The sequence below is a fragment of the Neobacillus sp. NRS-1170 genome (genome assembly GCF_050468025.1).
Genome location: NZ_JBITPF010000066.1, coordinates 48214 through 74673, shown reverse-complemented (window position 1 = coordinate 74673; position 26460 = coordinate 48214). Strand labels below are relative to the sequence as shown.

25 protein-coding genes are annotated in these 26460 nt (G+C 38.6%); 23 read left to right on the top strand and 2 right to left on the bottom strand.

All coding sequences use genetic code 11. From position 1 onward, the window contains the following. The gene (locus ACIFOT_RS24375; protein ID WP_430069000.1) at nucleotides 1-1020 is read left to right on the top strand and encodes a SepM family pheromone-processing serine protease; all 1020 of its coding nucleotides are present in this window, start codon (nucleotides 1-3) and stop codon (nucleotides 1018-1020) included. A 199-nt stretch (nucleotides 1021-1219) separates the two neighbouring features. Here ACIFOT_RS24375 and ACIFOT_RS24370 read toward each other — a convergent pair whose 3' ends face one another. Further along, a complete protein-coding gene (locus tag ACIFOT_RS24370; RefSeq protein ID WP_430068998.1) occupies nucleotides 1220-2434 on the bottom strand; it encodes a nucleotidyltransferase in 1215 nt (404 codons plus the stop codon). Nucleotides 2435-2751: 317 nt separating this feature from the next. On the opposite strand from ACIFOT_RS24370, the gene ACIFOT_RS24365 reads away from it, so the two are divergent. The 4 genes from ACIFOT_RS24365 to ACIFOT_RS24350 all read left to right on the top strand — a co-directional run bounded on the left by ACIFOT_RS24365 (nucleotide 2752) and on the right by ACIFOT_RS24350 (nucleotide 5092). Further along, nucleotides 2752-3276, top strand: coding sequence for a YceD family protein (locus tag ACIFOT_RS24365; protein WP_430068995.1), 525 nt, complete (start codon nucleotides 2752-2754; stop codon nucleotides 3274-3276). Between the two features lie 83 nt (nucleotides 3277-3359). After that, nucleotides 3360-3533, top strand: coding sequence for a 50S ribosomal protein L32 (rpmF, locus tag ACIFOT_RS24360; protein WP_066318102.1), 174 nt, complete (start codon nucleotides 3360-3362; stop codon nucleotides 3531-3533). An 87-nt stretch (nucleotides 3534-3620) separates the two neighbouring features. Next, entirely contained in the window at nucleotides 3621-4376 is a 756-nt protein-coding gene (locus tag ACIFOT_RS24355) for an enoyl-CoA hydratase/isomerase family protein (RefSeq protein WP_430068993.1), read from the top strand. An 86-nt stretch (nucleotides 4377-4462) separates the two neighbouring features. After that, nucleotides 4463-5092, top strand: a complete 630-nt coding sequence (locus ACIFOT_RS24350; protein ID WP_430068991.1) for an RsfA family transcriptional regulator — start codon at nucleotides 4463-4465, stop codon at nucleotides 5090-5092. Between the two features lie 27 nt (nucleotides 5093-5119). On the opposite strand, the gene ACIFOT_RS24345 is transcribed toward ACIFOT_RS24350, so the two are convergent. Beyond that, nucleotides 5120-5590: an N-acetyltransferase gene (locus ACIFOT_RS24345; RefSeq protein WP_430068988.1), complete on the bottom strand. Its 471-nt coding sequence runs from the start codon at nucleotides 5588-5590 to the stop codon at nucleotides 5120-5122. Between the two features lie 236 nt (nucleotides 5591-5826). On the opposite strand from ACIFOT_RS24345, the gene ACIFOT_RS24340 reads away from it, so the two are divergent. The 18 genes from ACIFOT_RS24340 to murB all read left to right on the top strand — a co-directional run bounded on the left by ACIFOT_RS24340 (nucleotide 5827) and on the right by murB (nucleotide 26305). Then, nucleotides 5827-7164, top strand: coding sequence for an acetyl-CoA carboxylase biotin carboxylase subunit (locus ACIFOT_RS24340; RefSeq protein ID WP_430068985.1), 1338 nt, complete (start codon nucleotides 5827-5829; stop codon nucleotides 7162-7164). 13 nt (nucleotides 7165-7177) lie between these two features. Further along, a complete protein-coding gene (locus ACIFOT_RS24335) occupies nucleotides 7178-7390 on the top strand; it encodes an acetyl-CoA carboxylase biotin carboxyl carrier protein subunit (RefSeq protein WP_430068982.1) in 213 nt (70 codons plus the stop codon). A 20-nt stretch (nucleotides 7391-7410) separates the two neighbouring features. Next, nucleotides 7411-8952 (top strand): acyl-CoA carboxylase subunit beta, encoded by a 1542-nt coding sequence (locus ACIFOT_RS24330; protein ID WP_430068979.1) that lies wholly within the window; start codon nucleotides 7411-7413, stop codon nucleotides 8950-8952. A gap of 219 nt (nucleotides 8953-9171) precedes the next feature. Further along, nucleotides 9172-10071, top strand: a complete 900-nt coding sequence (locus ACIFOT_RS24325; RefSeq protein ID WP_430068977.1) for a 2-dehydropantoate 2-reductase — start codon at nucleotides 9172-9174, stop codon at nucleotides 10069-10071. Between the two features lies 1 nt (nucleotide 10072). Then, nucleotides 10073-10468: a DUF3397 domain-containing protein gene (locus ACIFOT_RS24320; protein ID WP_430068975.1), complete on the top strand. Its 396-nt coding sequence runs from the start codon at nucleotides 10073-10075 to the stop codon at nucleotides 10466-10468. Between the two features lie 88 nt (nucleotides 10469-10556). Continuing rightward, entirely contained in the window at nucleotides 10557-12191 is a 1635-nt protein-coding gene (bshC, locus tag ACIFOT_RS24315) for a bacillithiol biosynthesis cysteine-adding enzyme BshC (RefSeq protein WP_430068972.1), read from the top strand. 155 nt (nucleotides 12192-12346) lie between these two features. Then, nucleotides 12347-12778, top strand: a complete 432-nt coding sequence (mraZ, locus tag ACIFOT_RS24310; RefSeq protein WP_289982362.1) for a division/cell wall cluster transcriptional repressor MraZ — start codon at nucleotides 12347-12349, stop codon at nucleotides 12776-12778. A gap of 65 nt (nucleotides 12779-12843) precedes the next feature. After that, nucleotides 12844-13776: a 16S rRNA (cytosine(1402)-N(4))-methyltransferase RsmH gene (rsmH, locus tag ACIFOT_RS24305; protein ID WP_430068969.1), complete on the top strand. Its 933-nt coding sequence runs from the start codon at nucleotides 12844-12846 to the stop codon at nucleotides 13774-13776. Nucleotides 13777-13810: 34 nt separating this feature from the next. Beyond that, nucleotides 13811-14176: a cell division protein FtsL gene (gene ftsL, locus ACIFOT_RS24300; RefSeq protein ID WP_430068966.1), complete on the top strand. Its 366-nt coding sequence runs from the start codon at nucleotides 13811-13813 to the stop codon at nucleotides 14174-14176. Beyond that, nucleotides 14173-16413 (top strand): penicillin-binding protein, encoded by a 2241-nt coding sequence (locus tag ACIFOT_RS24295; protein ID WP_430068963.1) that lies wholly within the window; start codon nucleotides 14173-14175, stop codon nucleotides 16411-16413. The genes ftsL and ACIFOT_RS24295 overlap by 4 nt, the downstream gene beginning before the upstream one ends. A 119-nt stretch (nucleotides 16414-16532) precedes the next feature. Next, a complete protein-coding gene (locus ACIFOT_RS24290) occupies nucleotides 16533-18452 on the top strand; it encodes a stage V sporulation protein D (RefSeq protein WP_430068960.1) in 1920 nt (639 codons plus the stop codon). Between the two features lie 190 nt (nucleotides 18453-18642). Beyond that, a complete protein-coding gene (locus ACIFOT_RS24285) occupies nucleotides 18643-20109 on the top strand; it encodes a UDP-N-acetylmuramoyl-L-alanyl-D-glutamate--2,6-diaminopimelate ligase (RefSeq protein ID WP_430068958.1) in 1467 nt (488 codons plus the stop codon). A gap of 2 nt (nucleotides 20110-20111) precedes the next feature. Next, entirely contained in the window at nucleotides 20112-20561 is a 450-nt protein-coding gene (locus ACIFOT_RS24280; protein ID WP_430068955.1) for a hypothetical protein, read from the top strand. Between the two features lies 1 nt (nucleotide 20562). Then, nucleotides 20563-21537 carry a phospho-N-acetylmuramoyl-pentapeptide-transferase gene (mraY, locus tag ACIFOT_RS24275; protein WP_430068954.1) on the top strand — a complete coding sequence of 325 codons (975 nt, stop codon included), beginning with the start codon at nucleotides 20563-20565 and terminating at the stop codon, nucleotides 21535-21537. Continuing rightward, nucleotides 21538-22890, top strand: a complete 1353-nt coding sequence (gene murD / locus ACIFOT_RS24270; RefSeq protein ID WP_430068951.1) for a UDP-N-acetylmuramoyl-L-alanine--D-glutamate ligase — start codon at nucleotides 21538-21540, stop codon at nucleotides 22888-22890. 142 nt (nucleotides 22891-23032) lie between these two features. After that, entirely contained in the window at nucleotides 23033-24097 is a 1065-nt protein-coding gene (gene spoVE / locus ACIFOT_RS24265; RefSeq protein WP_430069317.1) for a stage V sporulation protein E, read from the top strand. Between the two features lie 134 nt (nucleotides 24098-24231). Next, nucleotides 24232-25335, top strand: coding sequence for an undecaprenyldiphospho-muramoylpentapeptide beta-N-acetylglucosaminyltransferase (gene murG / locus ACIFOT_RS24260; RefSeq protein WP_430068948.1), 1104 nt, complete (start codon nucleotides 24232-24234; stop codon nucleotides 25333-25335). A gap of 61 nt (nucleotides 25336-25396) precedes the next feature. Further along, complete coding sequence (gene murB / locus ACIFOT_RS24255; RefSeq protein ID WP_430068945.1) at nucleotides 25397-26305, top strand: UDP-N-acetylmuramate dehydrogenase; 909 nt, start codon at nucleotides 25397-25399, stop codon at nucleotides 26303-26305. The last annotated feature ends 155 nt before the right edge of the window (nucleotides 26306-26460 follow it).

The following is a 26460-nucleotide window of genomic DNA, read 5'->3' as shown; positions in this document are numbered from 1 at the left end:
TTGCGTAAAAAAATATATATTGGATCGTTCTTATTGCTTATTTTTATATTAATTGGTGGTATGTATTATTCATTACCTTATTATGTTTCAAAGCCTGGGATGGCTAAAGAACTTGCTCCAATCATATCGGTTGATAATGGTTATAAGGATGAAGGAAACTTCATGCTGACTACGGTTAGGATGGGCCGGGCTAATATTTACTCTTATTTAGAGGCAAAAATCAGAAAATATGAAGAAATTTACCCTGTGGATTTGATTTTAAACAAAAAAGAAACAGAAGAGGAATATAATATAAGACAGCTTCATTTAATGGCTGGTTCGAAATTGAATGCCATTGAAGTGGCATACCGTAAAGCTAAATTACCAGTACATTATAAATATAAAGGGATTTATGTTATGCAAGTCCTGCCAGGTATGCCTGCTGAAGGAAAATTACAGGCTGGAGACCGGATATTTAAGGTGGATGGGCACGAGTTTTCATCATCGGAAAAATTTATTGATTATGTGGGTAAAAAAGTTGCTGGGGAAGAGATTACCGTAACCTTTTTAAGAAACAAAGAAACGAAAACAGCAAAAGTGGGTCTGCAGCCATTTAAAGAGGACCCGAAAAAAATAGGCATCGGAATTTCTCTTGTGGATGATAAAGAAATTAAGGTCAATCCAAATGTAAAGGTAAGAACAGACGAAATTGGCGGTCCATCTGCAGGACTGATGTTTTCATTGGAAATATATAACCAGTTAACGAAAGAAGACTTAACCAAAGGGTACCAAATAGCAGGAACAGGGACAATTGATGTTGATGGAACTGTTGGTCCGATCGGCGGAATTGAACAAAAAATTGTAGCTGCCGACAAGGCTGGTGCTGAAATCTTTTTAGCCCCGAATGAAAAAGGTGCAAAAGATTCTAATTATAAAGCGGCAGTAAAAACAGCGCGTGATATCCATACCAAAATGAAAATAGTTCCAATAGATACATTTGATCAAGCCGTTGCCTTTTTAGAAAAGCTTCCAGAAAAGTAAAAAAGATGGTGAAAACCATCTTTTTTATATTTCGCCATATTAAAGGGCGTTGTTGAATAAAAACGATGTTGATTGGAGCGGAAGGCACGAGACTCCTGCGGGAGGACGGGGCAGGGGAGACCCCGCAGGCGTTTTAACGCCGAGGAGTCTCCCCGGACCGCCCGCGGAAAGCGAAGTGCCTGGAGCGCAAATCAACAGCCTATTTAATGTAGATTGGCGGCTTTTTAAATTCTTCGTGGAACAGCTCACTTTTGTTGAAATCAGGAATCACCATGGAGTAAATACGGGCTGCTTTAATATCATTAATTATGTTTTTATCCTTATAGGAAGATAGTTTAGAAACAAGGGGGAGGCTGAATTGTTTTTTCTTCCTATTTAAATATTCTTTTCCTGTTTCCGTCATGCCTAAGAGCCTTAAATATTGTGCTTTATCTGATAGTCCAGCGATTTCTGTCTTTTTTGTATTGGTTAAAATATGGACGCAAAGCCTTTGAAGTCTTGTCCATGTATAACGCTTAGTTTTTATTTTTTGCATAAATTCATGGAAACTATTGGATTCTATCGCTGCAGAAATCAGTCGGTTTTCAAGCCCTTCTTCTACCTCATATATTTCTTTTAGCTGTTCAGGTGTAACTTGAATAAGCTGAAATTGCAGATAGCTCCAGTAATTCTCCCATTGATGAAACAGGCGATATTTTTGAAAATAGTCGATTAACAGCTGTTTTGTGGGTAATGGTACATATTGACTGATATCCGCCTTACGGACTTCTTCTGAAAAAATCGCCTTTCTTATACTCGTTGCACTGGCTATCGTTTCAGAAGCAAAATGTTCGTCATGATAGTCAGCATTTTTTCGAGCCACAGTTAACGGTCTAATTGAACTTTTTTGATTATGAATCGCTTTTATGTATTGAAATCCGAGAATATTATTTGGCTTTGCCAAATCTAAATAACTTTCTGAATCTGATAAATGCCCAAATGCCATTGCTAAAGCCTTTGGATAACTGACACCAGTATTGATAAAACGTTTTATATTTTCATCAAAGACCTTTTGATTTTCTTCAAGGAAATCAACTGTTTGATGAAATAAAGTAATATCTCCGCTTTCACTTCCAAAGCATAGCGACTCACAGCCAGTTGCATCCAAAATAGAGACTGCACCGTTTGCAAAAGTTTCAGCCTTTTGTACGGCAAAACGGTAAGGAAGTTCAAAAACGAGATCAACTCCATTTAAGAGAGCCATTTGTGTTCGGTGCCATTTTGATACTAGAGCAGGTTCTCCTCTTTGTAAAAAATCCCCGCTCATAACAGCAATCACCACATCCGCCTCCGAAGCTTCCTTAGCAGCCTGTAAATGAAAGGCATGCCCATTATGGAAAGGATTATACTCGACAATTAAGCCAACAGCTTTCATCTGATTCCACCTAAATTCTTGGCTGTGTTAAAGGTTATTGTGTTTTTGAAACTCTGTTGATTAGTGCGCAAATCAACAGAGAAGTTTAACACAGCTAAATTCTTAATAACAAATTTATTATCATTATAGCAAAATTATAAGGAAACCAATCAAATATTATGTTAAGATGGTGAAGACGTTTGTAAAAAGCAGTAATGGACACACTAGTAAAGATAAATTCTTATTAGTAAAAATCACCTAATAAGGTGTAAAGAAAAAACATTGACAAAAATATTATCGAAGGCTATAATTACCTTTGTTGCCTTGGGGTGATTCATTTGAAATGGACATTAAGTCAGTTACAAAAATATCGAAACAAGGATTTTCTGATTGATGAAATTATTCGGGTAGATGAGATTAAAGAAACAGATCCATCCATTCGAGAAGTCTCACCGATGCATATTACTGGTCGGGGGGATATTGATTCAACGAAAGTGACCTTTCATTTAAAAATAGATGGTTACTTAATTCTTCCTTGTTCTCGTACTTTAGTGGATGTAAAACTCCCGATTAATGTCGAAACAACTGAAACGTTCCTCTTGCAAGGATCAGAATATGAAACCGAAGAGGAATCACATCAAGTAAAGGGTGATATGATTGATATAAAACCAATCATTCGCGAAATCCTGTTACTTGAGGTTCCAATGCAAGTTTTCTGTGATGATGTCGATAGTGATGAAGCTGCCCCTCAATCCGGTAAGGATTGGGAAGTTATTCACGAAGAAGATCAGACTAAAAAGATTGATCCGAGACTAGCAGGGCTTGCCAAGTTTTTTGACGAAAACAATTCTTCCGATTCATAATCGGCAAATCTAAGAAGCAAAGTGAAGAACCAGCATTCCTGGCCTTCATTACTTTCTTATTACTCTTTAAGGAGGTGGGAAGAATGGCTGTACCTTTTAGAAGAACTTCTAAAACTGCAAAAAGAAAGCGTCGTACTCATTTTAAATTAAACGTACCTGGTATGGTAGCTTGCCCAAACTGTGGTGAAATGAAACTTGCTCACCGCGTATGTAAAGCTTGCGGAACATACAAAGGAAAAGACGTAGTTAACGACTAATTACAACTTCGATAAAAAGCACAAGGAGCGCTCATGCCCTTGTGCTTTTGTCATTTCAAGCTTACCTCCAAAGAAGGGATGTTGTAGATGTCATACATAATTGAAAAACAGGCAAAGGGTTATTTATTATTTACCATTACAAGAAATGAAAAAAGAAATGCCATAAATTTTGAAGTAATGGACGGGTTAGCTGAAGCAATAAAAAAATCCATGCAGGGGGATATAAAGGCATTAGTTATCACTGGTGATGGTGAACGCGCTTTTTGTTCAGGAGGGGATTTATCGGTCTTTCATTCTCTTCATACCAAGGAGGAAGCCTATCCAATGCTTTCAAAAATGTCCAATATTCTCTATTCATTGCTAAGTTTGCCGATTCCGACAGTCGCTTTAATGAATGGGTCCTCTGTAGGCGGCGGTATGGAGCTTGCAACAGCCTGTGATTTTCGATTGGCACGTAAAGGGGTTAAAGCAGGGTTTGTTCAAGGGAAGCAGGCCATCACCACCGGTTGGGGAGGTGGAACTATACTTGCGGAAAAGCTTCCAGCCTCATTTGCCATGAAATTATTAATGGAGGCAGAGCTCCAAACAGCAGAATATCTTAACAATCATGGTTTTATAGATGCGCTTTTTGAAAATGATCCGCTAGTGGCTTGTGAACGCTTCCTAGATAAGCTATTATCCAACGAAGGGAAGGTATTACAATCGTATAAAAGAGTGTGGACTAGGAAGTGGGAGGAAACTAATCTTCGAGAAAGAATAGAGGAAGAAGTTAAAAATTGTGCTGTACTATGGGAAAGTGATGCCCATCTTGAATATGTACAAAAATTTTTAAGGAAAAAATAATAAATAAAGAATAAAACACCACTCTTGTTAAGTCTATCTTTTCTAGTAGATGCATATGTATTATAAAAACACTAGGAGGGATTCTGATGTCACCAACTCGACAAGATGCGTGGTCTCAGGACGAGGATTTGCTGCTCGCAGAAGTGGTGTTAAGACATATTCGTGAAGGCGGTACACAGCTGCAAGCGTTTGAAGAGGTAGGAAAACAGCTTACCAGGACCTCAGCAGCCTGTGGTTTCCGCTGGAATTCGTATGTTCGAAAGCAATATAAAACTGGTATTGAGCTTGCGAAGAAACAGAGAAAAGAAATGAAAATACAAGCTGTCGAAAGTGAAGGTACGCCAATTCAGGATCTCGATCTAGTCGAAAGCGTATCATCAGCGCATAGTAACGAACAAGAAAGTCCGATTACCTTTTCAGCAGTGATTCATTTCTTAGAGGAACTCCATAATAAAGTGGAGCAATCATCCTCTGTAGAAGAGGATAGAAACAAATCTATTGAAAAAATCAAAGAGTTGGAAAAGAAAACTTATTATTTGGCTGCGGAAAATGAAAGACTGTCAAAAAATTTGAAGGCAATTGAAGAGGACTACCGTTCTTTAATTGAAATTATGGAAAGAGCTCGTAAAATGGTTGTATTACAGGATGAGGACCGCCAGCAAAAAGTGAAATTTCAAATGGACAAAAACGGTAATCTAGAAAGAATTGAAAAATAGAGAAAGCGGACTACACGTCCGCTTTTATTAATGTTGCGCCTCTACGCCTTCCGGGTACCAAACTAATGGATTTTCTCCGCGGTCACGTTCCATATCATATTCTACATTTTTGAAGTTCATTTTTTCCCAAAATCCGCTGGATTTTACTCTTGGATTCGTTTTAATTGGCAAACCGAAGTTTTTGGCAAACTCAACTAAAAGTTTTCCATAGCCTTTACTTTGATAATCAGGTAAGACCTCTAGTTTCCATAATTCTAAATAATTCTGCGGCGGATAGAAATAGCGGTCAAATTTAGCATCTATTTGATATAGGCTCATTCGGGCTACTAGTTTGTCCCCATAATATATACCGTAAAATGGTGAGTCACTATCATTATCAACCATATTCGCTTCAAGGTCTTCAAACATGGATAACTCTTGAATCCCATACTCTTTAAATTTTTTAAACTCTTCTAGCGTTTTAAAATTAACTTTTAGTCTTTCCACTTTTGCTGCCATCGTCGTACCTCCTAAAATGATAACCGTCTATTTCGTATACATTCAATAATATCTGAACACACAAAGGGTAATAATTTTTGCATTATTCAAATGAGTTAATCTCATTATATAACAAAAATCAAAAAAATTCTTCTAAGAAACACGAGAAACCGTTTTCATAATTTGCAGGAAAAACAGAGAATGATGTAGAAATTTAATAACTGGAGGAAGAATAGGGGTATGAAAGGGGAAAAAATGTGCGAAAAATATTAATTGCTAATAGGGGAGAAATTGCACTTCGCATTATTAAAACCTGCCATGAGATGGGCATTGAAACGATAGCAATCTATTCCGATGCCGATAAAGAAATGCCTTTCGTAAAAGCGGCAACTAAAGCAGTATGCGTTGGAGAACCTCCTGTCAACAAATCCTATTTACAGGCTGATAAAATTTTAGAAATCGCGAAAAGTGAAAAAGTAGATGCGATTCATCCTGGTTATGGTTTTTTGTCTGAAAATGCCAAATTTGCAGAACAGGCAATGAATGAAGGAATTATTTTTATTGGACCCAAGTCAAAGACAATCGAATTAATGGGTGATAAAATTGTTTCCCGTCAAACGATGGAGAAGGCAGGTGTTCCTGTCGTCCCTGGAAGCAGTTTTGGTCTTAAGACGGTTGATGAAGCATGTAAACTTGCTGATGAAATTGGCTACCCTGTTATGCTAAAAGCGAGCGGCGGCGGCGGCGGAATTGGCATGGTGATGTGTGAAAATGAGCAAGCGCTCATTAGGTCCTATGATTCGACAAAATCAAGGGCAATGGCCTATTTTGGTTCAGAAGAAGTATTTATAGAAAAATATATTGCAGAGAGCCGCCATGTCGAGGTACAAGTGTTTGGCGACCAGACTGGGAACATTGTTCATCTCTTTGAAAGGGATTGTTCGATTCAAAGAAGGCACCAAAAGGTTGTTGAAGAGTCACCATCGCCATTCCTTTCAGACGAGGTTCGTAATAAAATGTTTGAAACAGCTGTAAAAGCTGCTCGGGCTGTAGACTATGTAAATGCAGGTACGATTGAATTCATTGTTGATGAGCAGGAAAATTTCTACTTCCTTGAAATGAATACTCGTCTGCAGGTAGAGCATCCTGTTACCGAAATGATCACAGGACTTGATTTAGTTAAATGGCAAATTCTCGTCGCTAGAGGTGAGACTTTGCCGCTAATGCAAACTGAAATTAACTCGTCAGGAAATGCGATTGAATTCCGATTGTATGCTGAAGATCCTGTTCGCTTTTTGCCTTCACCAGGGAAAATTACTACTTTAAACTGGAATGAAACAGAAGATGTGAGGGTCGATTCAGGCTATGAGGAAGGCGGTACGGTTACCCCATTTTACGATCCCATGATTGCAAAATGTATTTTCCATGGAGACACCCGTCAAGAAGCATTAGCTTCAGCGGAAAACTTTTTTAAACACGTACAAATTGAAGGGATTAAAACGAATGCCCCTTTATTCTTAAATATTCTCGCAAATGAAGATTTTCAAAATGGTTCTTATACCACAAGCTTTTTAACAAAAAAATTAGTCAAATAAGGAGTGTTAGAGAATGAAAGAAATCACAGCATCAATGGCAGGTACAGTATTAAATGTTTTTGTCTCTTCAGGAGATCAGGTTAATGCCGGCCAGGAGGTATTAATGCTTGAATCGATGAAAATGGAAATCCCAATTGAGAGCGAATCAGCTGGTACAGTTCAGGAATTAAAGGTAAATATCGGTGACTTTGTAAATGAAGGCGACGTTTTAATCGTCCTAGAATAGGGTTCTAAGGGGGAGCTTAAATGACAACAACGAATACGTTAAATGAGCAATTAAATGAAAATCGAAAAAGAATCGAAGCTGGCGGCCATCCGAAATATCATGAGAAGGCCAAAGAGCAAAAAAAGCTTTTTGTCCGCGACCGCTTGGCTTTATTGTTTGATGACGGAAAGTATGAAGAAGATGGGAAGTTCGCTAATTTTAAAGCAGGAGATCTTCCAGCAGATGGTGTTGTTACAGCGATCGGAAAAATTCATGGTCAGACTGTATGTGTTATGGCCAATGATTCTACCATCAAGGCAGGTTCTTGGGGAGCGCGTACAGTAGAAAAAATTATTCGTATTCAAGAAACAGCTGAAAAGTTGAAAGTCCCACTATTCTATCTTGTCGATTCCGCTGGGGCGAGAATCACTGATCAATTAGAAATGTTCCCGAACCGCCGCGGAGCTGGAAGGATTTTTTATAATCAAGTAAAGCTTTCCGGGATGATTCCTCAGGTTTGTATTTTGTTTGGGCCATCTGCTGCGGGTGGAGCGTATATTCCAGCCTTTTGCGATATCGTCATCATGGTTGATCAAAATGCTTCAATGTACCTTGGATCACCTAGAATGGCGGAAAAAGTAATTGGGGAAAAGGTTACACTTGAGGAAATGGGCGGAGCCCGGATGCACTGTTCTGTAAGCGGCTGCGGTGATGTCCTGGCATATAGTGAAGAAGAGGCGATTGAATCTGCCAAGAAATACATCAGCTATTTTCCGGCAAGCTTCAAAGAAAAAACAAAATTGGTGAATGGAACTGAAGCGAAGGAAGGCCGTAAACTTGAAGCGATTATTCCGGAAAACCAAAATGCCCCGTTTGATATGTACGAGTGTATTGATAGACTAGTTGATAATGCTAGTTTTTATGAAATTAAAAAGTTATTTGCACCTGAGCTTATAACTGGATTAGCTAGAATTGATGGAAGAGCTGTCGGTATTATTGCCAATCAGCCGAAGGTGAAGGGCGGAGTTCTATTTGTCGATTCTGCGGATAAGGCGGCAAAATTCATTCAGCTTTGCGATGCTTTCCATATTCCACTATTGTTCCTGGCAGATGTACCTGGATTCATGATTGGCACAAAAGTAGAACGTGCAGGCATTATCCGCCATGGCGCTAAATTGATTGCTGCAATGAGCTCTGCCACTGTTCCGAAAATCTCAGTCATTGTTCGTAAGGCTTATGGAGCAGGTCTTTATGCGATGGCGGGCCCGGCGTTTGAACCAGATTGCTGTATTGCTTTGCCAACAGCACAAATTGCCGTCATGGGGCCTGAAGCAGCCGTTAATGCTGTATACTCCAATAAGATTAATGAAATTGCTGATCCAAAAGAAAGAATCGCTTACGTCCAAGAGAAACACAAAGAATATAAAGAGCATATTGATATTTATAAGCTTGCTTCCGAGTTGATAGTCGATGAAATCGTGGCGCCGTCAGAATTAAGAGATGTTCTGATTCAACGCTTTGCGTACTATGAAACGAAAGAATTAACCTTTAGCGTGCGTAAGCATCCTGTTTACCCTGTATAAAAAATAAACCCCTTTTCTATTAATGTCGAAAAGGGGTTTATTTTTTTATGTTCTGTTAAAGGATTGTTGTTTTTGTGACTGGTGATTGTAGCGAACCGCTCGCGCCTGGAGCGCAAATCAACAGCCAAGTTAATAGCGCCAATTTTTTTAAAATGCTACTAACAGACTTTCATCAGTATCTGATAAAATTGGATAAAGAAGATAAAAAGAGGGATTCTTATGAAAATTGGAATAATCGGTGCGGGATCAATTGGATTGTTATTTGCTGCTTCCTTAAACAAAAGTTTTGAGGTGAAAATTTACACAAGAACACCTGAGCAAGCATTTGAGATAAACAAATTTGGTATTGAAGTTCAAAAAGGATTTGAACGAAAGGTGTCTTTCGTTCCAGCCTTTCCTATAGATGAATGGAGCGGATTAGAGGATTTTACCATTATTACTGTGAAACAATATCAACTTCCTGAGCTTATTTTAAAAGTTAATCAATTACCAGAAACCCCCAAAAACCTTTTATTCCTTCAAAATGGGATGGGGCATTTAAAGCTGCTTGATCAAGTTCGTGCTCATAATATTTTTGTCGGTTCTATTGAGCATGGAGCCTTAAGAGAAAATTCACATACAGTCACACATAATGGTGATGGTGTAACAAATGTTGCTGTATACAACGGGAATTCAGAACCATTAGGTTTATTAATAGAGACTGCCCCAGAGGATTTTCCTCTGGTCATGAAGAGAAATTACCACGATATGCTCTTAAAAAAATTAATTGTAAACGTGGTGGTCAATCCCTTAACAGCCATCTTGCGAGTCAAAAACGGAGAATTAATTCAAAATCATTTTTTTTATATGACAATGAAAAACCTTTTAACAGAAGTCACATCAATTTTGAATATAGAAAAACAAGAACCATATTTCGAACAAATCATTAATATTTGTAAGAATACCGCCAATAATCGTTCCTCGATGCTAAAAGATATTGAAGCCGGCAGGCCGACAGAGATTGATGCCATTCTAGGGTATCTATTAGAGGAAGCGAAAAGACAAAATAAGACGGCCCCACAAGTAGAGATTTTATATTATTTGATTAAAGGGAAAGAATTGAAAAAAGGAGAGTGTTAATTTGAGCAGCATCATTTCAACAATATTAACCCTTTTCATTACTCTGCCGTTTTTAGGTTTTTTGCTCACTTTTTTAATTTTTAAATTGGTGACAAAAAACACGCGGAAATCAGTACATAAAGCATTGGATTATACAACCATATTATTCATCTTTTCAGTCCATTTTTTAATCATAACAATCTGGGGAAAATCACTGTTTTGGTTAATAATACTGTTAATGATAGTCATTGCGATGATGTTTGTTCTTGTTCATTGGAAAGTAAAGGAAGAAATTATCATCAAAAAAGTAATGAAGGGTTTTTGGCGTTTTAATTTTATTTTATTTTTCTTTTTTTATATCAGCTTAACATTATATGGGCTAATTCATCGTGCCTTGACATTTACTTTTTCTACCTAAAGATTAAGCAAATATTTTTTTTTATTATGGTGGGAAGTGGTATACTCGTAAAAGAATGAATTTGGATGATCAGAAAGGGAGTACATAAATGGAGATTTTAAATCTCTCTTTACCAGCAACCAATCGCTTTGCTTCAAATTATTTGGAACAATCTGCTGAGATTCAGCCATTTTTCCATTATCGGTATAATGAATCAAGCGATGATGAGAGAAGGGTAGATGAATTAAGGAACAGGTCATTCCCCCGTCATCTGGTTGCTGCTCATATTGAGAGCTTTATGGAGCGTTTTCCATCTTCAGATGCGGTTAAAAGCTCTATTGAAAAGCTGAAGCAAAATGAAAGCGTAGTGGTTATTGGAGGTCAGCAAGCCGGAATCCTTACTGGACCGCTCTATTCAATACATAAAGTCATTTCCATTATAAAATTGGCGGAGCAAAAGGAAAGGCAGCTTGGCATTCCTGTTATTCCTGTATTTTGGATTGCTGGAGAGGACCATGATTTCCAAGAAGTAAACCATGTGTATGTTCAAGTTAACCAAAAAGCGGATAAATGGACCTACCCGGAAAAAGTAATTCAAAAGAAAATGGTGTCTGATATCCAATTAAACAGGGATACTTGTCTTGAATGGGTTAAGAATTTAATTGAGAACTTCGGTGAAACGGATCATAGTAATGATTTATTGGCCTTTGCGGAAGAAAAAATTAGGAAGTCAACAACTTTTGTCGATTTCTTTGCTCAAATTATCATGGAATTATTTAAGGATTTTGGACTGCTCATAGTCGATTCCGGTGACAAGGATTTTCGCATGCTGCAGAAAGAATTCTTTAAAAATCAAATCGTTCATCATGATTCAATTACTTTCTCTTTATTGGAACAGCAAAGAGAAATTGGAAAAAAAGGGTATCCGATTACCATTGAAGCTGGTGAAGATAACGCTAATCTGTTTTACTATGATCAAAAATTAACTGAACGGATTTTGCTTGAATTTGATTGTGGAGCAGACCGATTTGTGGGGAAAAGTGGCGGAATTTCATTTTCAAGAGAAGAATTAATGGAGATTGCTGCTCTAAATCCTGAAAAATTAAGCAATAATGTGGTGACGAGGCCCCTAATGCAGGAATGGCTTTTTCCAACTCTTGCTTTCATTGCTGGCCCTGGTGAAATTTCCTATTGGGCAGAATTGAAGCTTGTTTTCGAGCATTTTAATATTAAAATGCCGCCTATTGTTCCAAGATTGAATTTAACCTTGTTAGATCGTTCTGTTGAAACTGATTTAGAAGATTTAAAATTAAATTTAATTGATATATTACAGCGTGGAACAGGTTTTGAAAAAGATCATTTTCTCTCTTCCATTAAAGACAAAGAGATGGATGAATTATTTTTACAAACAATGGAACAGCTAAAAAATCAATATCAGTTAATAGAAGAGAAAACAGTTGAGCTGGATCGCGGCCTTCTGCCGCTCCTTAAGAAAAATGAAAATTACTTGTTAAAAGAAATTAGTTTTATGCAAGCTAGACTAGAAGACGCCATTAAATTAAAACATGAAGTTATTTTAAATAAATTTACTCGTGTCGACCTTGCATTAAGACCGGATGGCCACCCTCAGGAACGAGTTTGGAATGTTTTTTATTATTTAAATCGATATGGTATGAACTTTATTAATGACCTCATGACAGGCTATTTTGTATTTGACGGCACCCATAAGGTTATTAGAATGTAGAAGAACCTCACTCTTTTGTGGGGTTTTTCTTTTTTTTTGTAAAAAATTAATTGGATTAAAAAGGAATTTCATGATTTTAAAACGAATAGTTAAAAATAGGTGGTGAAAAGTGGGGGAATGTGGTACATTTTTTATAGAAAGTGGGGGTAATGGGTATGTTCATGGGTGAATACCATCACAGCATTGATAACAAAGGCAGACTTATCGTGCCCTCCAAATTTCGTGATGAACTAGGTGAAATGTTTATCATCACGAGAGGTTTGGATCAATGTTTGTTTGGATACCCATTATCGGAGTGGGAGCTGATTGAAGAAAAGCTGAAAGGCTTGCCACTTACAAAAAAAGATGCCCGTGCTTTTACTAGATTCTTCTTTTCTGGTGCAACCGAGAGTGAATTGGATAAACAAGGAAGAATCAATATCCCTGCACCACTTTTGCAATATGCGAAGCTGGAAAAAGAATGTGTGATTTTGGGTGTTTCCAATCGAATTGAAATTTGGAGCAAGCAGATTTGGGAAGATTATTTTTCAGAATCAGAAGAATCTTTTGCGGAAATTGCAGAAAATATGATTGGCTTTGATATATAATGGATAAGTTATATTAATATATTTTCTGTCCAGATAATCGTTTGATTGGAAAAGGTGGTACGTATATGTTTAAACATACAACTGTGTTATTAGATGAAGCTGTTGACGGCTTAAACATTAAGCCAAATGGTATTTATGTTGATTGTACTTTAGGCGGGGCAGGCCATAGCTCTCTTATTCTTTCAAGACTTGAAGCAGGAGGCAGGCTGTTTGCATTTGATCAGGATGATATAGCGATAGCAAATGCAAAAGAGAAGCTGTCCCAATACGGGGAACAATTAACCATTATTAAAAGCAATTTCTTGTATTTACAGGAAGAACTAGAAAGTCGTGGGATCGATAAAGTAGATGGAGTTCTTTACGATTTAGGAGTGTCCTCACCACAGCTGGATACACCGGAAAGAGGCTTTAGCTACCACCATGATGCCCCGTTAGATATGAGGATGGACAATGAAGCTGAAGTATCAGCTTATGATGTCGTAAATCACTGGTCATATGAAGATTTGGTTCGCATCTTTTTTCGATATGGAGAGGAAAAATTCTCTAAGCAAATTGCTCGAAAAATCGAAGCTGCCCGAATGGTAAAACCAATTGAAACAACTTCAGAGTTGGTTGAACTGATTAAAGATGCAATCCCTGCACCTGCCAGAAGAAAAGGCGGTCATCCTGCCAAGCGAATTTTTCAAGCAATCAGAATTGCAGTAAATGATGAATTGGCTGTCTTTGAGAAATCACTTAACCAAGCGATAGAATTGTTAAACCCTGAAGGGAGAATAAGTGTCATTACTTTTCACTCCCTAGAGGACAGGATTTGCAAGGCCGCCTTTAAAAAGGCAAGTGAAACCCCTGATTTACCTCCAGGCTTACCAATTATTCCAGAAGAGTACAAGCCCATTTTAAAGCTGGTTACTCGAAAACCAACTCTTCCATCAGATGAAGAATTAGAACAAAATAATCGTGCCAGGTCTGCAAAGCTTCGTATTGCAGAGAAACTATAAAGAAACTTACAAAAAATAATCCGGAGGGGAAAGAATGAGTAATCTTGCCAGGAGTTTAGAGCAACAGCAGCGTGTCGAAAAAACAGTCCAAGACAGGAGTCAAATAAAAATAAAAATAAAAAAATCCTGGCTCACCCCAGGGGAAAAAATTATTGGGGTGGCTTTTGCAGGGTTAGTGTGTTTCGGTGCCGTCCACCTCATTTCAAACCAAGCTAAAATTTACGATATTAATCAGGATATTCAAAAGGTTGAAACGAAAGTAGAAGAGCAGCAAAAGGTAAACAGAGATCTACAGGACCAAGTCAGTGAATTAAGTTCATACGAACGGATTTTTGAAAAGGCAAAGAAAATGGGTCTTTTAATAAATGAAAATGACGTCAAGGTTGTGCAGAATAAATGAACAAAAAACAGCCATATATGAATTTAGGAGCAGCCTGTTTGTTTGCATTCTTCGGCCTGCTCTTTTTTGTATTATTATTCAGGTTCTTTTCAATTCAAATTACCGGAGAAGTGGATGGTCAAGCTCTCGCCGCAAAGGCGGAGCAAAAATATAGCCGGAATGGAATTTTACAAGCTTCAAGGGGAACTATATTTGACCGCAATGGTGAGGTTGTTGCTGAAGATACGAATGCTTATAAATTAATTGCCATTCTCGATAAAAAAATGACTACGAATCCAAAAGAACCGAAACATGTAAAAGATCTTAATAAAACAGCAGAGGAACTGGCTAAATACATTAACTTGGATGAATCAGATATTTATCAGATTTTAGCGGACGGGAAAAAAAAGAAACGGTTTCAGGTGGAGTTTGGCCGGTACGGAAAAGATATTTCCCATGAAACAAAGAAAAAAATTGAAGCTTTAAAACTTCCGGGAATTACTTTTACCCGCGATTCGAAACGATTTTATCCTAACGGAGTATTTGCTTCACATCTAGTTGGATATACTGACCGGATTGAGCAGAAGGATGGGACGTATAAATCGATTGGGAAAATGGGGATTGAAAAAGAATATAATGAGAATTTGACCGGGGAAAATGGCGAAATCAATTATGAAAGCGATTTGTGGGGATATATACTCCCGGATGGGAAAGAAAAAATCAAAGCTGCACAAAATGGAAATGATATTTATTTAACCATCGATCAAAAGATTCAAACCTTTTTAGAAGATGCGATGAATAAAGCAGCTAAAGATTATAAACCCAAAAAAATTATTGCAATTGTCGCTGATCCGAAAACTGGAGAAATTCTAGCGATGGGTCAACGGCCATCGTTCCAGCCAAAAACAAAAGAAGGAATTGAGGATGGATGGCATAATGAAGCCGTTGAAACTTCCTTTGAACCTGGATCCACGATGAAAATTTTTACACTCGCAGCTGCTGTTCAGGAAAATAAATTTAATCCTAATGAACAATATAAGTCTGGTTCCTATCAGGTAACCAACAAAGATAAGGCCATCCACGACCATAATGGGTCAGGGTGGGGGACAATCACATACCTTGAAGGTGTCCAGCGTTCATCAAACGTTGCCTTTGCAAAAATAGCAAAGGAAAAATTGGGTTTTGAAAAGTTTAGAGAATACTTAACGAAATTTGGCTTCGATAAACCAACAGGTATTGAATTGCCGGATGAAACTTCAGGGAAAATTCAATACACTTATCCAATTGAAAAGATTACAACGGCATATGGGCAGGGAACAGCAATTACACCGATTCAACAAATTCAAGCAGCTACAGCAATCGCCAATAACGGGAAAATGATGAAGCCGCATGTAATCGAAAAAATTGTCAATCATGATACAGGAGAAACAATTAAACAGGAATCTCCGGAAGTGGTGTCAACTCCTATTTCTGCAGAAACAGCAAAAAAGGTCCGCGACATTCTGGAAACGGTTGTAACATCACCTAAAGGTACAGGAGTTCGCTATAAAATAGATGGGTACGATGTTGCCGGAAAAACAGGGACTGCCAATATCCCTGGTCCAGACGGGAAATATTTAAAAGGTGCAGACAATTATATGTTCTCGTTTTTAGGAATGGCACCAAAGGATGATCCAAAGCTCATTGTTTATGTGGCTGTTCAGCAGCCGGATCTTGATGGAACCGGTCAAGGGGCTTTGCCTGTATCTGAGATTTTTAACCCAGTTATGAAAAATAGTCTGCACTATTTAAATATCCAGCCATCCACAGTTGAAAAAACCACTGTCAATAAGATAACAAACCTCAAGGGTCAGACGGTTGATGAAGCGGTAAAAGCGCTCAAATCACAAGGGCTAGAACCCGTTGTTATAGGCAATGGCAATGAAGTGGTCAATCAAATGCCTCAGGAAGGAACCACTATTTTAGAAGGTGAGAAAATTATTATTCAAACGGATGGGGAGTCTATGGCACCAGATATGCTAGGCTGGTCCTTAAGAGATGTAATGAAAATAGCCAACATTGCTGGGTTGAAACTAAATTCGAAGGGCAAAGGTTATGTCGACCAGCAAAATATCAAACCAAAAACCCCACTGAAAAAGGGCGATTTCCTTATTGTGGATTTAAAAACACCAGAAGAACAATGGGAATCTGAGGAAAACGCTAAAAAAGACGAGCAAGGAACAAAAGAGGAAAAACCAGAAGAAAAGGTAAAGGATTAGCTTTAAATCCCGCTAATAAAGCGGGATTTTTGACTCTCGAAATCATGTCTGTCTGGCGGTCTAATCATATAAGTACAAGCATATAAATGAACGATAAGAAAAGGAGGATCGTTCATACTATGCGTGTGTCAAATGTAACTGTTCGAAAACGACTAATGATTGCACTATTCATTGGGATTCTAACCTTCTTAATTATTGATGTCCGGCTTGGATATGTTCAATTTTTTCTAGGCGATACGTTGACTGACAGAGCAAAAGGGTCCTGGAGCAGGAATATCCCCTTTGAACCCGAACGGGGCCAAATTGTCGACCGCAATGGGGTACCACTTGCAACCAATATCAGTGCACCAACCGTTTATGTAATCCCTAGACAAATCAAAGATCCGGCAACAACGGCAGAAAAGCTTGCTACGGTGTTGAATATGCCAAAAGAAAATGCCTATCGGGAAATTACCAAAAAAGCCTCGTCGGTCCGGATTAAAGAAGGAAGAAAAATTTCGCATGAAAAGGCAAAGGAAATCAGAGCTTTAGGTCTTGAAGGTGTATATATTGGTGAAGATTCCAAACGTTATTATCCATATGGAAGCTATCTTTCTCATGTTTTAGGTTTTACTGGAGTGGACAACCAGGGATTAATGGGTTTAGAACAATATTATGATAAAGAACTAAGTGGTGAACGTGGAGCAGTTAAATTTTACGCGAATGCTAAAGGTGAACGAATGAATAGCATGGCGGATGATTATGAGCACCCTGTTAACGGTTTAGATTTAAAGCTGACAATCGATTCAAAAATCCAAACCATAATGGAAAGGGAATTAGATAACGCCCAGGCTAAATATAATCCGGATGGCATTATAGCGATTGCCATGAACCCCAATAATGGGGAAATCCTAGGGATGTCAAGCAGACCAACGTTTGACCCTGCTAATTTCCGGAATGTACCGCAAGAAGTGTACAATCGCAATCTGCCTGTTTGGTCAACCTATGAGCCCGGTTCCACCTTTAAAATCATCACCTTGGCTGCCGCATTAAATGAAGGTAAAGTGAATTTAGAAAAAGAACATTTTCATGATTCTGGATCTGTCCAAATTGCAGGAGCAAGATTAAAATGCTGGAAAAGAGGAGGTCATGGCAGCCAAACTTTTCTAGAGGTTGTACAAAACTCCTGTAACCCTGGATTTGTGGAATTAGGGGAACGGTTAGGAAAAGAAAAGCTTTTTAAATATGTTAAGGATTTTGGCTTCGGGCAAAAAACAGGGATCGATTTGCAGGGAGAAGGTACCGGGATTTTATTTAACTTAGACCGTGTTGGCCCTGTTGAACAAGCGACCACTGCTTTTGGACAGGGTGTGTCCGTTACACCAATTCAACAGGTTACTGCTGTCTCAGCGGCTGTCAATGGCGGTATTTTATACAAGCCTTTTATTGCAAAGGAGTTAATTGACCCTGTTACAAAAGAAGTTGTAATGAGGAATTCTCCGGTTGAAAAAAGACGGGTCATTTCTGAAAAAACATCGAAAGAAATTCGCCAAGCCCTAGAGAGTGTTGTTGCACAAGGTACTGGCGGCAGGGCATTTGTAGATGGATATCGTGTCGGGGGAAAAACAGGTACTGCCCAAAAAGCACAAAACGGAAGGTACTTAGAAAATAACTTTATCGTTTCGTTTATTGGTTTTGCTCCAGCCGATGACCCGCAGATTGTTGTTTATGTAGCAGTCGATAACCCAAAAGGAGTAACAGCTTTTGGTGGAACCGTTAGTGCGCCAATTGTGGGAAATATAATGAAAGATGGATTAACTGCCTTGGGAGTGCCTCCACGAAAAGATCAAATAGAAAAAAAAATAAAATGGCCGGATACCCCATTAATAAAACTGCCTGATTTTGTAGGATTATCCAAATTAGAACTCAATGAGCAGCTTATTAATTTAAGAGTTGATGCCAGCGGTGAAGGGGATGTGGTTGTCAGGCAGTCTCCTGCACCAGGAACTAAAGTAAAAGAAGGGTCAAAAATTCGACTTTACTTTGGTAAGGAAGAATAATAGGAAGATTGAAAACCAACCCTTTGGGCGGCCGGAAAATTTTCCGCCGCCTAATTTTTCTTTACGCTTTGATTACTAAATAGCAAAATAAAATATTTTAATGTAAAATAAGATGGAACTTTCGTCAGTAGGTTAAACGAAATAAATACTGGCAAAATTGTATACAGGGGCATGAGAGGATTTGAGATCAATGAAGTTACACAAGCTACTTGAAAATTTGCACCTATTAAACCCTATTAAGGGTGAAAACCCGGATATTATTTCAATTGAAAATGATAATCGTAAGGTGCAAAACGGGAGCTTATTTATTTGTATTAAAGGCTACACCGTGGACGGTCATGATTTTGCGGAATCGGCTGTAGAAAAAGGAGCAGTGGCCATACTTGCTGAACGTCCATTGCCATTAAAAGTTCCAGTAATCGTTGTTCAGGATACAACCAGAGCAATGGCAGTACTTGCTGATGCCTTTTACGGCCAGCCGACAAAAAAACTGCATTTGATTGGTATAACAGGAACGAATGGAAAAACAACGACAAGTCATTTAATTGAAAAAATATTTTCAGACCAAAAGAAGAAAACAGGCCTGATTGGAACAATGTATACCAAGATCGCTGATAAGGTAATCGAGACAAAAAATACCACACCGGAAAGTTTAACACTGCAAAAGACGTTTCAGCATATGGCTGATGAGGGTGTCGAAGCAGCAGTAATGGAGGTTTCTTCCCATGCGCTTGATTTAGGGAGGGTCCATGGCTGTGACTATAATGTGGCGGTATTCACCAATTTAACACAAGACCATCTGGATTATCATAAAACAATGGAAGAATATCAGCGTTCAAAAAGCTTATTGTTTGCTCAGCTGGGCAATACATATGAATGCGATAAGCCTAAATTTGCAGTCTTGAATGCAGATGATCCGGCTTCAGATATGTTTAGAAGGTCAACGGCTGCTCATGTTATAACATATGGTATTGAGGAAAAAGCAGATTTCCAGGCAATAAACATTCAGATGACATCTGCTGGTACAAATTTTGAACTTGTAATAGGGATGAGCAAATATTCGATTAACATGAAGTTAATCGGTAAATTCAGTGTTTATAATGTTTTGGCGAGCATTGCAGCAGGTTACGTTTCAAGAATACCATTAGGTGAAATCATACAGTCAATTGAGAATGTAGAAGGCGTTTCCGGAAGATTTGAGCTGGTCAATGCCGGGCAGGATTTTACGGTCATTGTAGACTATGCCCACACACCAGACAGCCTTGAGAATGTATTAAAAACAATTCAGCACTTTGCAAAGAAAAAGATTTTCGTTATAGTTGGCTGTGGTGGAGACAGGGATCGGACAAAACGCCCTTTAATGGCAGAGATTGCGTGTAAATTGGCAACGGACCCCATTTTTACTTCAGATAATCCGAGGAGTGAAGATCCGCTTGCTATCTTAAAAGATATGGAAGCAGGGGTTCAGCATGCCCAATACTCCTATACCATCCAACCTGATCGAAAAGAAGCAATAAAAAGTGCAATACAGCAGGCAGATGCTGGTGATGTGGTCTTAATTGCCGGGAAGGGCCACGAAACCTATCAAATCATTGGAACACATGTTTATGATTTTGATGACCGGCTAGTGGCACTTGATGCAATTAAGGGGAGATAAGTATGTTTTTAGCTTTAACTGACTTGTCCGGTCTGTTTATAGATCATCAAGGCGTGCAGGATGAACATTTGATTTATACGGTTACAGACCAAGCGAATGTCATTCAGCCAAAAGGCCTGTTCGTTCCGGTAAATGACGGGGCTGAGGAACTTTCGGAAGCAATTGCAAATGGCGCAATAGCAGCTATTTGGGAGCGTGGAAAAAGACTGCCGCATTATACACCCAATCATTTTCCGGTATTCTTTACTTCTGATAGTGTTGAAGCAATACAAAAACTATTACAACACTATCTTGAAAAAATAAATGGAGAAATAGAAGCGACAATGGAGATAACTAACTTTAAATTTTCAAATAAAGAACTTCTTAATAAAAATAGAGAAACATATGATATTGCTGTGATGCTAAAAAAGTTAACAAAACAACATGATACTGATTCTGAAGGGAGGGAATAAAATGCTGGAGCAAGTTATTTTTTTCACAATCATAATGGGCTTTCTCGTTACCGTATTGCTTTCTCCAATTTTTATTCCCTTCTTACGAAGGTTGAAATTTGGACAAAGCATTCGGGAAGAAGGTCCTAAATCACACCAAAAGAAAACCGGTACGCCGACAATGGGCGGAATTATGATTTTATTTTCGATAGTCATCACAACAATCGTCATGACCGGGAAATTTTCTGAGCCAACCGTAAAAACCTATTTGCTTTTGCTTGTAACCCTTGGATTTGGATTACTAGGCTTCTTAGACGATTTTATCAAAGTGGCATTGAAACGGAATTTAGGATTAACTTCTAAACAAAAGCTTTTAGGTCAAATTATCATTTCCGTCATTTTTTATTTAGTTTATAAACAAAATGGTTTTTCGACTGAAGTAAGTATTCCATTTACGGACGCTTCCATTGATTTAGGGTGGTTTTTCATCATTTTCATTATATTTTGGCTTGTCGGATTCTCCAATGCTGTCAACTTAACAGATGGACTTGATGGCTTAGTATCAGGAACGGCAGCCGTTGCATTTGGTGCTTTTGCTGTACTTGCATGGAATCAATCCCAAATGGAAATAGCGATATTTTCTGTGGCTGTTGTGGGTGCTGTTTTAGGATTCCTCGTTTTTAATGCCCATCCAGCAAAGGTTTTCATGGGAGATACAGGTTCGCTTGCTCTTGGCGGTGCGATTGCCACCATTGCGATTCTGACAAAGCTTGAATTATTGCTTGTTATTATTGGTGGAGTATTTGTGATTGAAACATTATCAGTTATTCTGCAAGTAGCTTCCTTTAAAACAACTGGTAAACGAATCTTCCGAATGAGCCCGCTTCATCATCATTATGAATTAGTCGGCTGGTCCGAATGGAGAGTTGTTGTAACCTTTTGGAGTGTTGGATTAATACTTGCAATACTAGGAATCTATATAGAGGTGTGGTTGTAAGTGAAGCAGATTGAAAAATATCATCATAAAAAAATTCTTGTTCTTGGTTTGGCAAAAAGCGGGGTTACCGCTGCAGCTTTATTACATAAGCTTGGAGCATTTGTAACGGTGAATGATAAAAAGCCGCTATCAGAAAATCCGGAAGCACAGGGCTTACTTGAACAGGGGATTAAGGTGATTTGCGGGGATCATCCTGTTGAGCTCCTTGATGAGGGTTTTGAGTTGATTGTAAAAAATCCAGGGATTCCTTATAACAACCCGATGATTGAAGGGGCAGTTAATATGGGAATTCCGGTTATTACAGAGGTTGAGCTTGCTTATGAAATCTCTGAAGCTTCCTTTATTGGAATTACCGGTACAAATGGTAAAACAACGACGACAACACTAGTTTATGAGATGTTGAATGAAGGCAGCAAAAAGCCATTAATTGCCGGAAATATTGGAACAGTTGCGTCAGGTGTTGCTCAAAAGGCAACGAAGGATAATACAATCGTGATCGAGTTATCCTCTTTTCAGCTTATGGGGATTGAAACTTTTAAGCCTAAAATTGCGATTATTACCAATCTTTATGATGCCCACTTGGATTATCATGGGACTAGGGAAGAATATATAGCAGCGAAGGCGAATATCACGAAAAACCAAACTGAACTGGAATATTTGATTATCAATGCCGATCAGGATGAAACCTTTGAAATTGCCCGTGAGTCTAAGGCAAAAATAATTCCTTTTTCCACGAAGAAGGAATTGGCTGAAGGTGCCTTTATCCGTGACGGATGGATTAACTTTAATGATGAAAAAGTAATGCGAATTGATCAAATTGCTTTACCTGGAGTACACAATTTAGAAAATATTTTATGTGCAATGGCTGCTGCAAAGCTTTCCGGTGTGGAGAATAGTGCGATTCAGGAAGTACTTCGAACCTTTACCGGGGTAAGGCATCGTTTACAATATGTTAACGAAGTTGAAGGCAGAAAATTTTATAACGACTCAAAAGCTACTAATATTTTAGCAACTATTAATGCTTTGGCTGCCTTTGAAGCGCCAATTGTTTTACTTGCAGGCGGGCTTGATCGCGGCAACGAGTTTGATGAACTCAAGCCGTATCTAAACAATGTAAAAGCATTAATCACCTTCGGGCAAACAGCAAAGAAGCTTGAACGGGTTGGCCGTGAGGCAGGAATAAAAGTAATCAAGCATGTCGATAATGTGGCTAAGGCCGTGCCTGAAGCATTTGGTTTATCAAATTCAGGTGATGTCATCCTGTTATCTCCTGCTTGTGCCAGCTGGGATCAATACAAAACTTTTGAAGTCAGGGGAGACATTTTTATCGAAGCGGTGCATAAGCTTAAGTAAGGGCTTGTCTTACAAAGAAAAGCGGAAGCGCCTTGGCGCTATAGCTGGACACAATTATTTCTGACTCAACAAAATGCCCTAAAACTTGCAGTTGAGGTGTTTAGTGGTGCCGACAAAGAGAACGACTCCTGATTTTATTCTAATGATTGTTACATTTACACTGCTGGCAATTGGGCTTATTATGGTATACAGTGCAAGCGCTATTTGGGCGGAGTATAAATTCAATGATTCCTTTTTCTTTGCCAAAAGGCAGACCCTGTTTGCAGGGGTAGGGATTGCAGCCATGTTTTTTATTATGAACATTAACTATTGGACATGGAGAACATGGGCGAAAACAATTTTAATTGTTTGTTTCGTTTTGTTAATTTTGGTTTTAATTCCGGGAATCGGAAATGTACGAAATGGTTCACGTAGCTGGATAGGAGTTGGCGCATTTTCCATCCAGCCTTCTGAATTTATGAAACTTGCGATGATTGCCTTTTTAGCCAAGTATTTGTCTGAACGGCAGAAATTGATTACCTCCTTTAAAAAAGGGCTTGTGCCCTCATTAGGACTTGCCTTTGTCGCATTTGCAATGATTATGCTGCAGCCTGATCTGGGCACTGGAACAGTAATGATTGGTACTTGCGTGGTGATGATTTTTATTGCAGGTGCCAGGGTAAGCCATTTTGCCTTTTTGGGATTATTAGGGGTGGCAGGGTTTGTTGGTTTGATTGCCTCCGCACCGTATCGTATTAAAAGGATTACTTCTTTCTTAGATCCTTGGTCTGACCCGCTGGGGAGCGGGTTTCAAATTATCCAATCACTTTATGCGATAGGTCCTGGAGGTTTATTCGGACTCGGACTTGGTGAAAGCAGGCAAAAGTTTTTTTACTTACCTGAACCGCAAACGGATTTTATCTTTGCGATTCTTTCAGAAGAATTAGGCTTTATTGGCGGCTCATTTATCTTGCTTTTATTTGCCCTTTTATTATGGAGAGGAATCCGAATCGCTTTAGGGGCACCTGATTTATACGGCAGCTTTCTCGCGGTGGGGATTATTGCAATGGTAGCCATTCAAGTCATGATCAATATCGGGGTTGTGACAGGTCTGATGCCGGTTACAGGCATTACCTTGCCATTTTTAAGCTATGGAGGATCCTCACTTACCTTGATGCTGATGGCAATAGGTGTTCTCTTAAATATTAGCCGCTATTCTAGATATTAAAGGATACCCTGTGGTGGCAGGGTTCTTTTTATTTTACAATTAGATAACATTCTTTTGTCATTTGCTTTCTTTATTCGGTTTTTATAGTAAGATAGGTATGCATTCAGGTTTTAAATCGTTAATGAGGTGGAAAAATGAAAATAGTAGTAAGCGGCGGGGGAACTGGCGGACATATCTATCCTGCACTCGCCCTCATTAGAGAAATCCAAAAAGAAAACAAAGAAGCTGAGTTTTTATACATAGGCACTATTAATGGTTTGGAAAGTAAAATTGTTCCAAGAGAAAATATTGCTTTTAAATCCATCCATATTACGGGTTTTAAAAGGAAGCTTTCCTTTGAAAATGTTAAAACGGTTATTCGATTTCTTAAAGGGGTTCAGGACAGTAAAAAAATTTTAAAAGAGTTTAAACCGGACATTGTCATTGGGACTGGCGGGTATGTGTGTGGACCTGTCGTTTATGCTGCTTCTAAGCTGCGTATTCCAACGATTATTCACGAACAAAATAGTGTCCCTGGTCTGACGAATAAATTCTTAAGCCGCTATGTAAACAAGGTAGCAATATGTTTTGATGAAGCAAAAGAATTTTTTCCAAAGGAAAAGGTCGTTTTTACTGGGAATCCCCGTGCTTCTGAGGTGATTGGCAAGGATGGAATTAAAGGGAGGCTTTCTGTTGGACTAAGTACAACTAAGCCGGCAGTGCTCATCTTTGGCGGCAGCCGCGGTGCACGTCCAATCAATGAAGCTGTTGTCAAGTCTTTATCGGACTTTGCTGAAAAACCTTACCAGATTCTCTATGTTACTGGAGATGTCCATTTTGAAGATGTTAAAAAAGAAGTGGAGTTAGTTGGGAATCCCCAAAATGTCGTGATAAAGCCGTTTATTCATAATATGCCAGAAGTTTTGGCCGGTATTGATTTAGTAGTCTCAAGGGCAGGAGCAACATCTTTAGCCGAAATTACTTCACTGGGTATTCCAAGCATCCTAATACCAAGCCCATACGTGACAAATAATCATCAAGAAAAAAATGCCCGCTCATTAAGTGACCATGGAGCAGCACAACTTTTATTAGAAAAAGAGTTAAACAGTAAAAGTTTAATTGGACATATTGATCGAATCCTTTTAAATAGCGAAAATCTTAAAGAAATGAAATTAAAAGCTAAAAAAATGGGTGTTCCTGACTCCGCTAACAGGCTGTTCCAGGTTATGGATCAGCTAGTTAAGGGTGTACAAAAGTAGCCCGTATTCATTTTTTGCATAGACTAAAATATACGTATGTTTGGAAAGTTAGGTGGTAAATTTGGACGGAATCGTCGCGGAATTGCAAGCTTCAAAAATTGGGAAAGTAAAGGAAAATGAACCTCTTGCCCATCACACCACAATTAAGATTGGCGGACCTGCCGATATTTTTATAGAGCCAACATCTGTAACAAACTTAGAAAAAGTAATGGATATTATAAAGAAGCATCAGGTAAATTGGCGAGCCATAGGGAGAGGATCGAATCTTTTAGTCTCTGATAAAGGGATTGAAGGAGCCATAATAAAACTCGGATCAGGAATTGATCATCTTGATATAAATGGTTCGGAAATCACAGTAGGCGGTGGTCATTCCCTTGTTAGTTTATCTACACTTATAAGTAAAAAAGGGCTTTCGGGCCTTGAGTTCGCAAGCGGCATCCCGGGGTCAGTCGGCGGAGCTGTTTATATGAATGCAGGGGCACATGGATCAGATATTAGTAAAATCCTCACGAAAGCCCATATTTTGTTTGAAGATGGAACAATGGAATGGCTGTCAAATGAAGAAATGGATTTCTCCTACAGGACCTCTGTCTTGCAGAAAAAGCGTCCCGGCATAGTTGTCGAAGCTGTTTTTCAGCTTGATGAAGGTGAAAAGGGAAATATTGTAGCGCAGATGCAAAAAAATAAGGATTATCGAAAAGAAACGCAGCCTTGGAATTACCCATGTGCAGGAAGTATTTTTCGAAACCCTCTTCCCAATTATGCAGGAAAATTAGTGGAAGTAGCCGGATTAAAAGGCTTCAGTATTGGCGGAGCAAAAATCTCTGAAATGCATGGTAATTTTATTATCAATGCAGGCAATGCAACAGCAGGAGATGTGCTGGCATTGATCCAGCATGTGAAGGACACCATCTATAACCTTTATGAAATTAGAATGGAAACAGAAGTAGAAATAGTTGGAAGAAAATAGAAATTAAATGCTAAATTTATCCTTACTTTTATAGTAATAAATTTCTTACGAATGACAAATATTGTGGTATAATTACTGATAATATTATAGGTGCGAACTCTCTAAGTAAACGAATGACGGCATGATTTTTCGTGCCGTTGTTTCTCTTTTCAAGG

What these genes read in the sequence shown, in the direction of transcription:
- ACIFOT_RS24370 (WP_430068998.1), bottom strand. Translation starts at nt 2,434, where the DNA reads ATGAAAGCTGTTGGCTTAATTGTCGAGTATAATCCTTTCCATAATGGG.
- rpmF (WP_066318102.1), top strand. Translation starts at nt 3,360, where the DNA reads ATGGCTGTACCTTTTAGAAGAACTTCTAAAACTGCAAAAAGAAAGCGT.
- ACIFOT_RS24355 (WP_430068993.1), top strand. Translation starts at nt 3,621, where the DNA reads ATGTCATACATAATTGAAAAACAGGCAAAGGGTTATTTATTATTTACC.
- ACIFOT_RS24350 (WP_430068991.1), top strand. Translation starts at nt 4,463, where the DNA reads ATGTCACCAACTCGACAAGATGCGTGGTCTCAGGACGAGGATTTGCTG.
- ACIFOT_RS24345 (WP_430068988.1), bottom strand. Translation starts at nt 5,590, where the DNA reads ATGGCAGCAAAAGTGGAAAGACTAAAAGTTAATTTTAAAACGCTAGAA.
- ACIFOT_RS24335 (WP_430068982.1), top strand. Translation starts at nt 7,178, where the DNA reads ATGAAAGAAATCACAGCATCAATGGCAGGTACAGTATTAAATGTTTTT.
- ACIFOT_RS24330 (WP_430068979.1), top strand. Translation starts at nt 7,411, where the DNA reads ATGACAACAACGAATACGTTAAATGAGCAATTAAATGAAAATCGAAAA.
- ACIFOT_RS24325 (WP_430068977.1), top strand. Translation starts at nt 9,172, where the DNA reads ATGAAAATTGGAATAATCGGTGCGGGATCAATTGGATTGTTATTTGCT.
- bshC (WP_430068972.1), top strand. Translation starts at nt 10,557, where the DNA reads ATGGAGATTTTAAATCTCTCTTTACCAGCAACCAATCGCTTTGCTTCA.
- mraZ (WP_289982362.1), top strand. Translation starts at nt 12,347, where the DNA reads ATGTTCATGGGTGAATACCATCACAGCATTGATAACAAAGGCAGACTT.
- rsmH (WP_430068969.1), top strand. Translation starts at nt 12,844, where the DNA reads ATGTTTAAACATACAACTGTGTTATTAGATGAAGCTGTTGACGGCTTA.
- ftsL (WP_430068966.1), top strand. Translation starts at nt 13,811, where the DNA reads ATGAGTAATCTTGCCAGGAGTTTAGAGCAACAGCAGCGTGTCGAAAAA.
- ACIFOT_RS24295 (WP_430068963.1), top strand. Translation starts at nt 14,173, where the DNA reads ATGAACAAAAAACAGCCATATATGAATTTAGGAGCAGCCTGTTTGTTT.
- ACIFOT_RS24290 (WP_430068960.1), top strand. Translation starts at nt 16,533, where the DNA reads ATGCGTGTGTCAAATGTAACTGTTCGAAAACGACTAATGATTGCACTA.
- ACIFOT_RS24285 (WP_430068958.1), top strand. Translation starts at nt 18,643, where the DNA reads ATGAAGTTACACAAGCTACTTGAAAATTTGCACCTATTAAACCCTATT.
- ACIFOT_RS24280 (WP_430068955.1), top strand. Translation starts at nt 20,112, where the DNA reads ATGTTTTTAGCTTTAACTGACTTGTCCGGTCTGTTTATAGATCATCAA.
- mraY (WP_430068954.1), top strand. Translation starts at nt 20,563, where the DNA reads ATGCTGGAGCAAGTTATTTTTTTCACAATCATAATGGGCTTTCTCGTT.
- spoVE (WP_430069317.1), top strand. Translation starts at nt 23,033, where the DNA reads ATGATTGTTACATTTACACTGCTGGCAATTGGGCTTATTATGGTATAC.
- murG (WP_430068948.1), top strand. Translation starts at nt 24,232, where the DNA reads ATGAAAATAGTAGTAAGCGGCGGGGGAACTGGCGGACATATCTATCCT.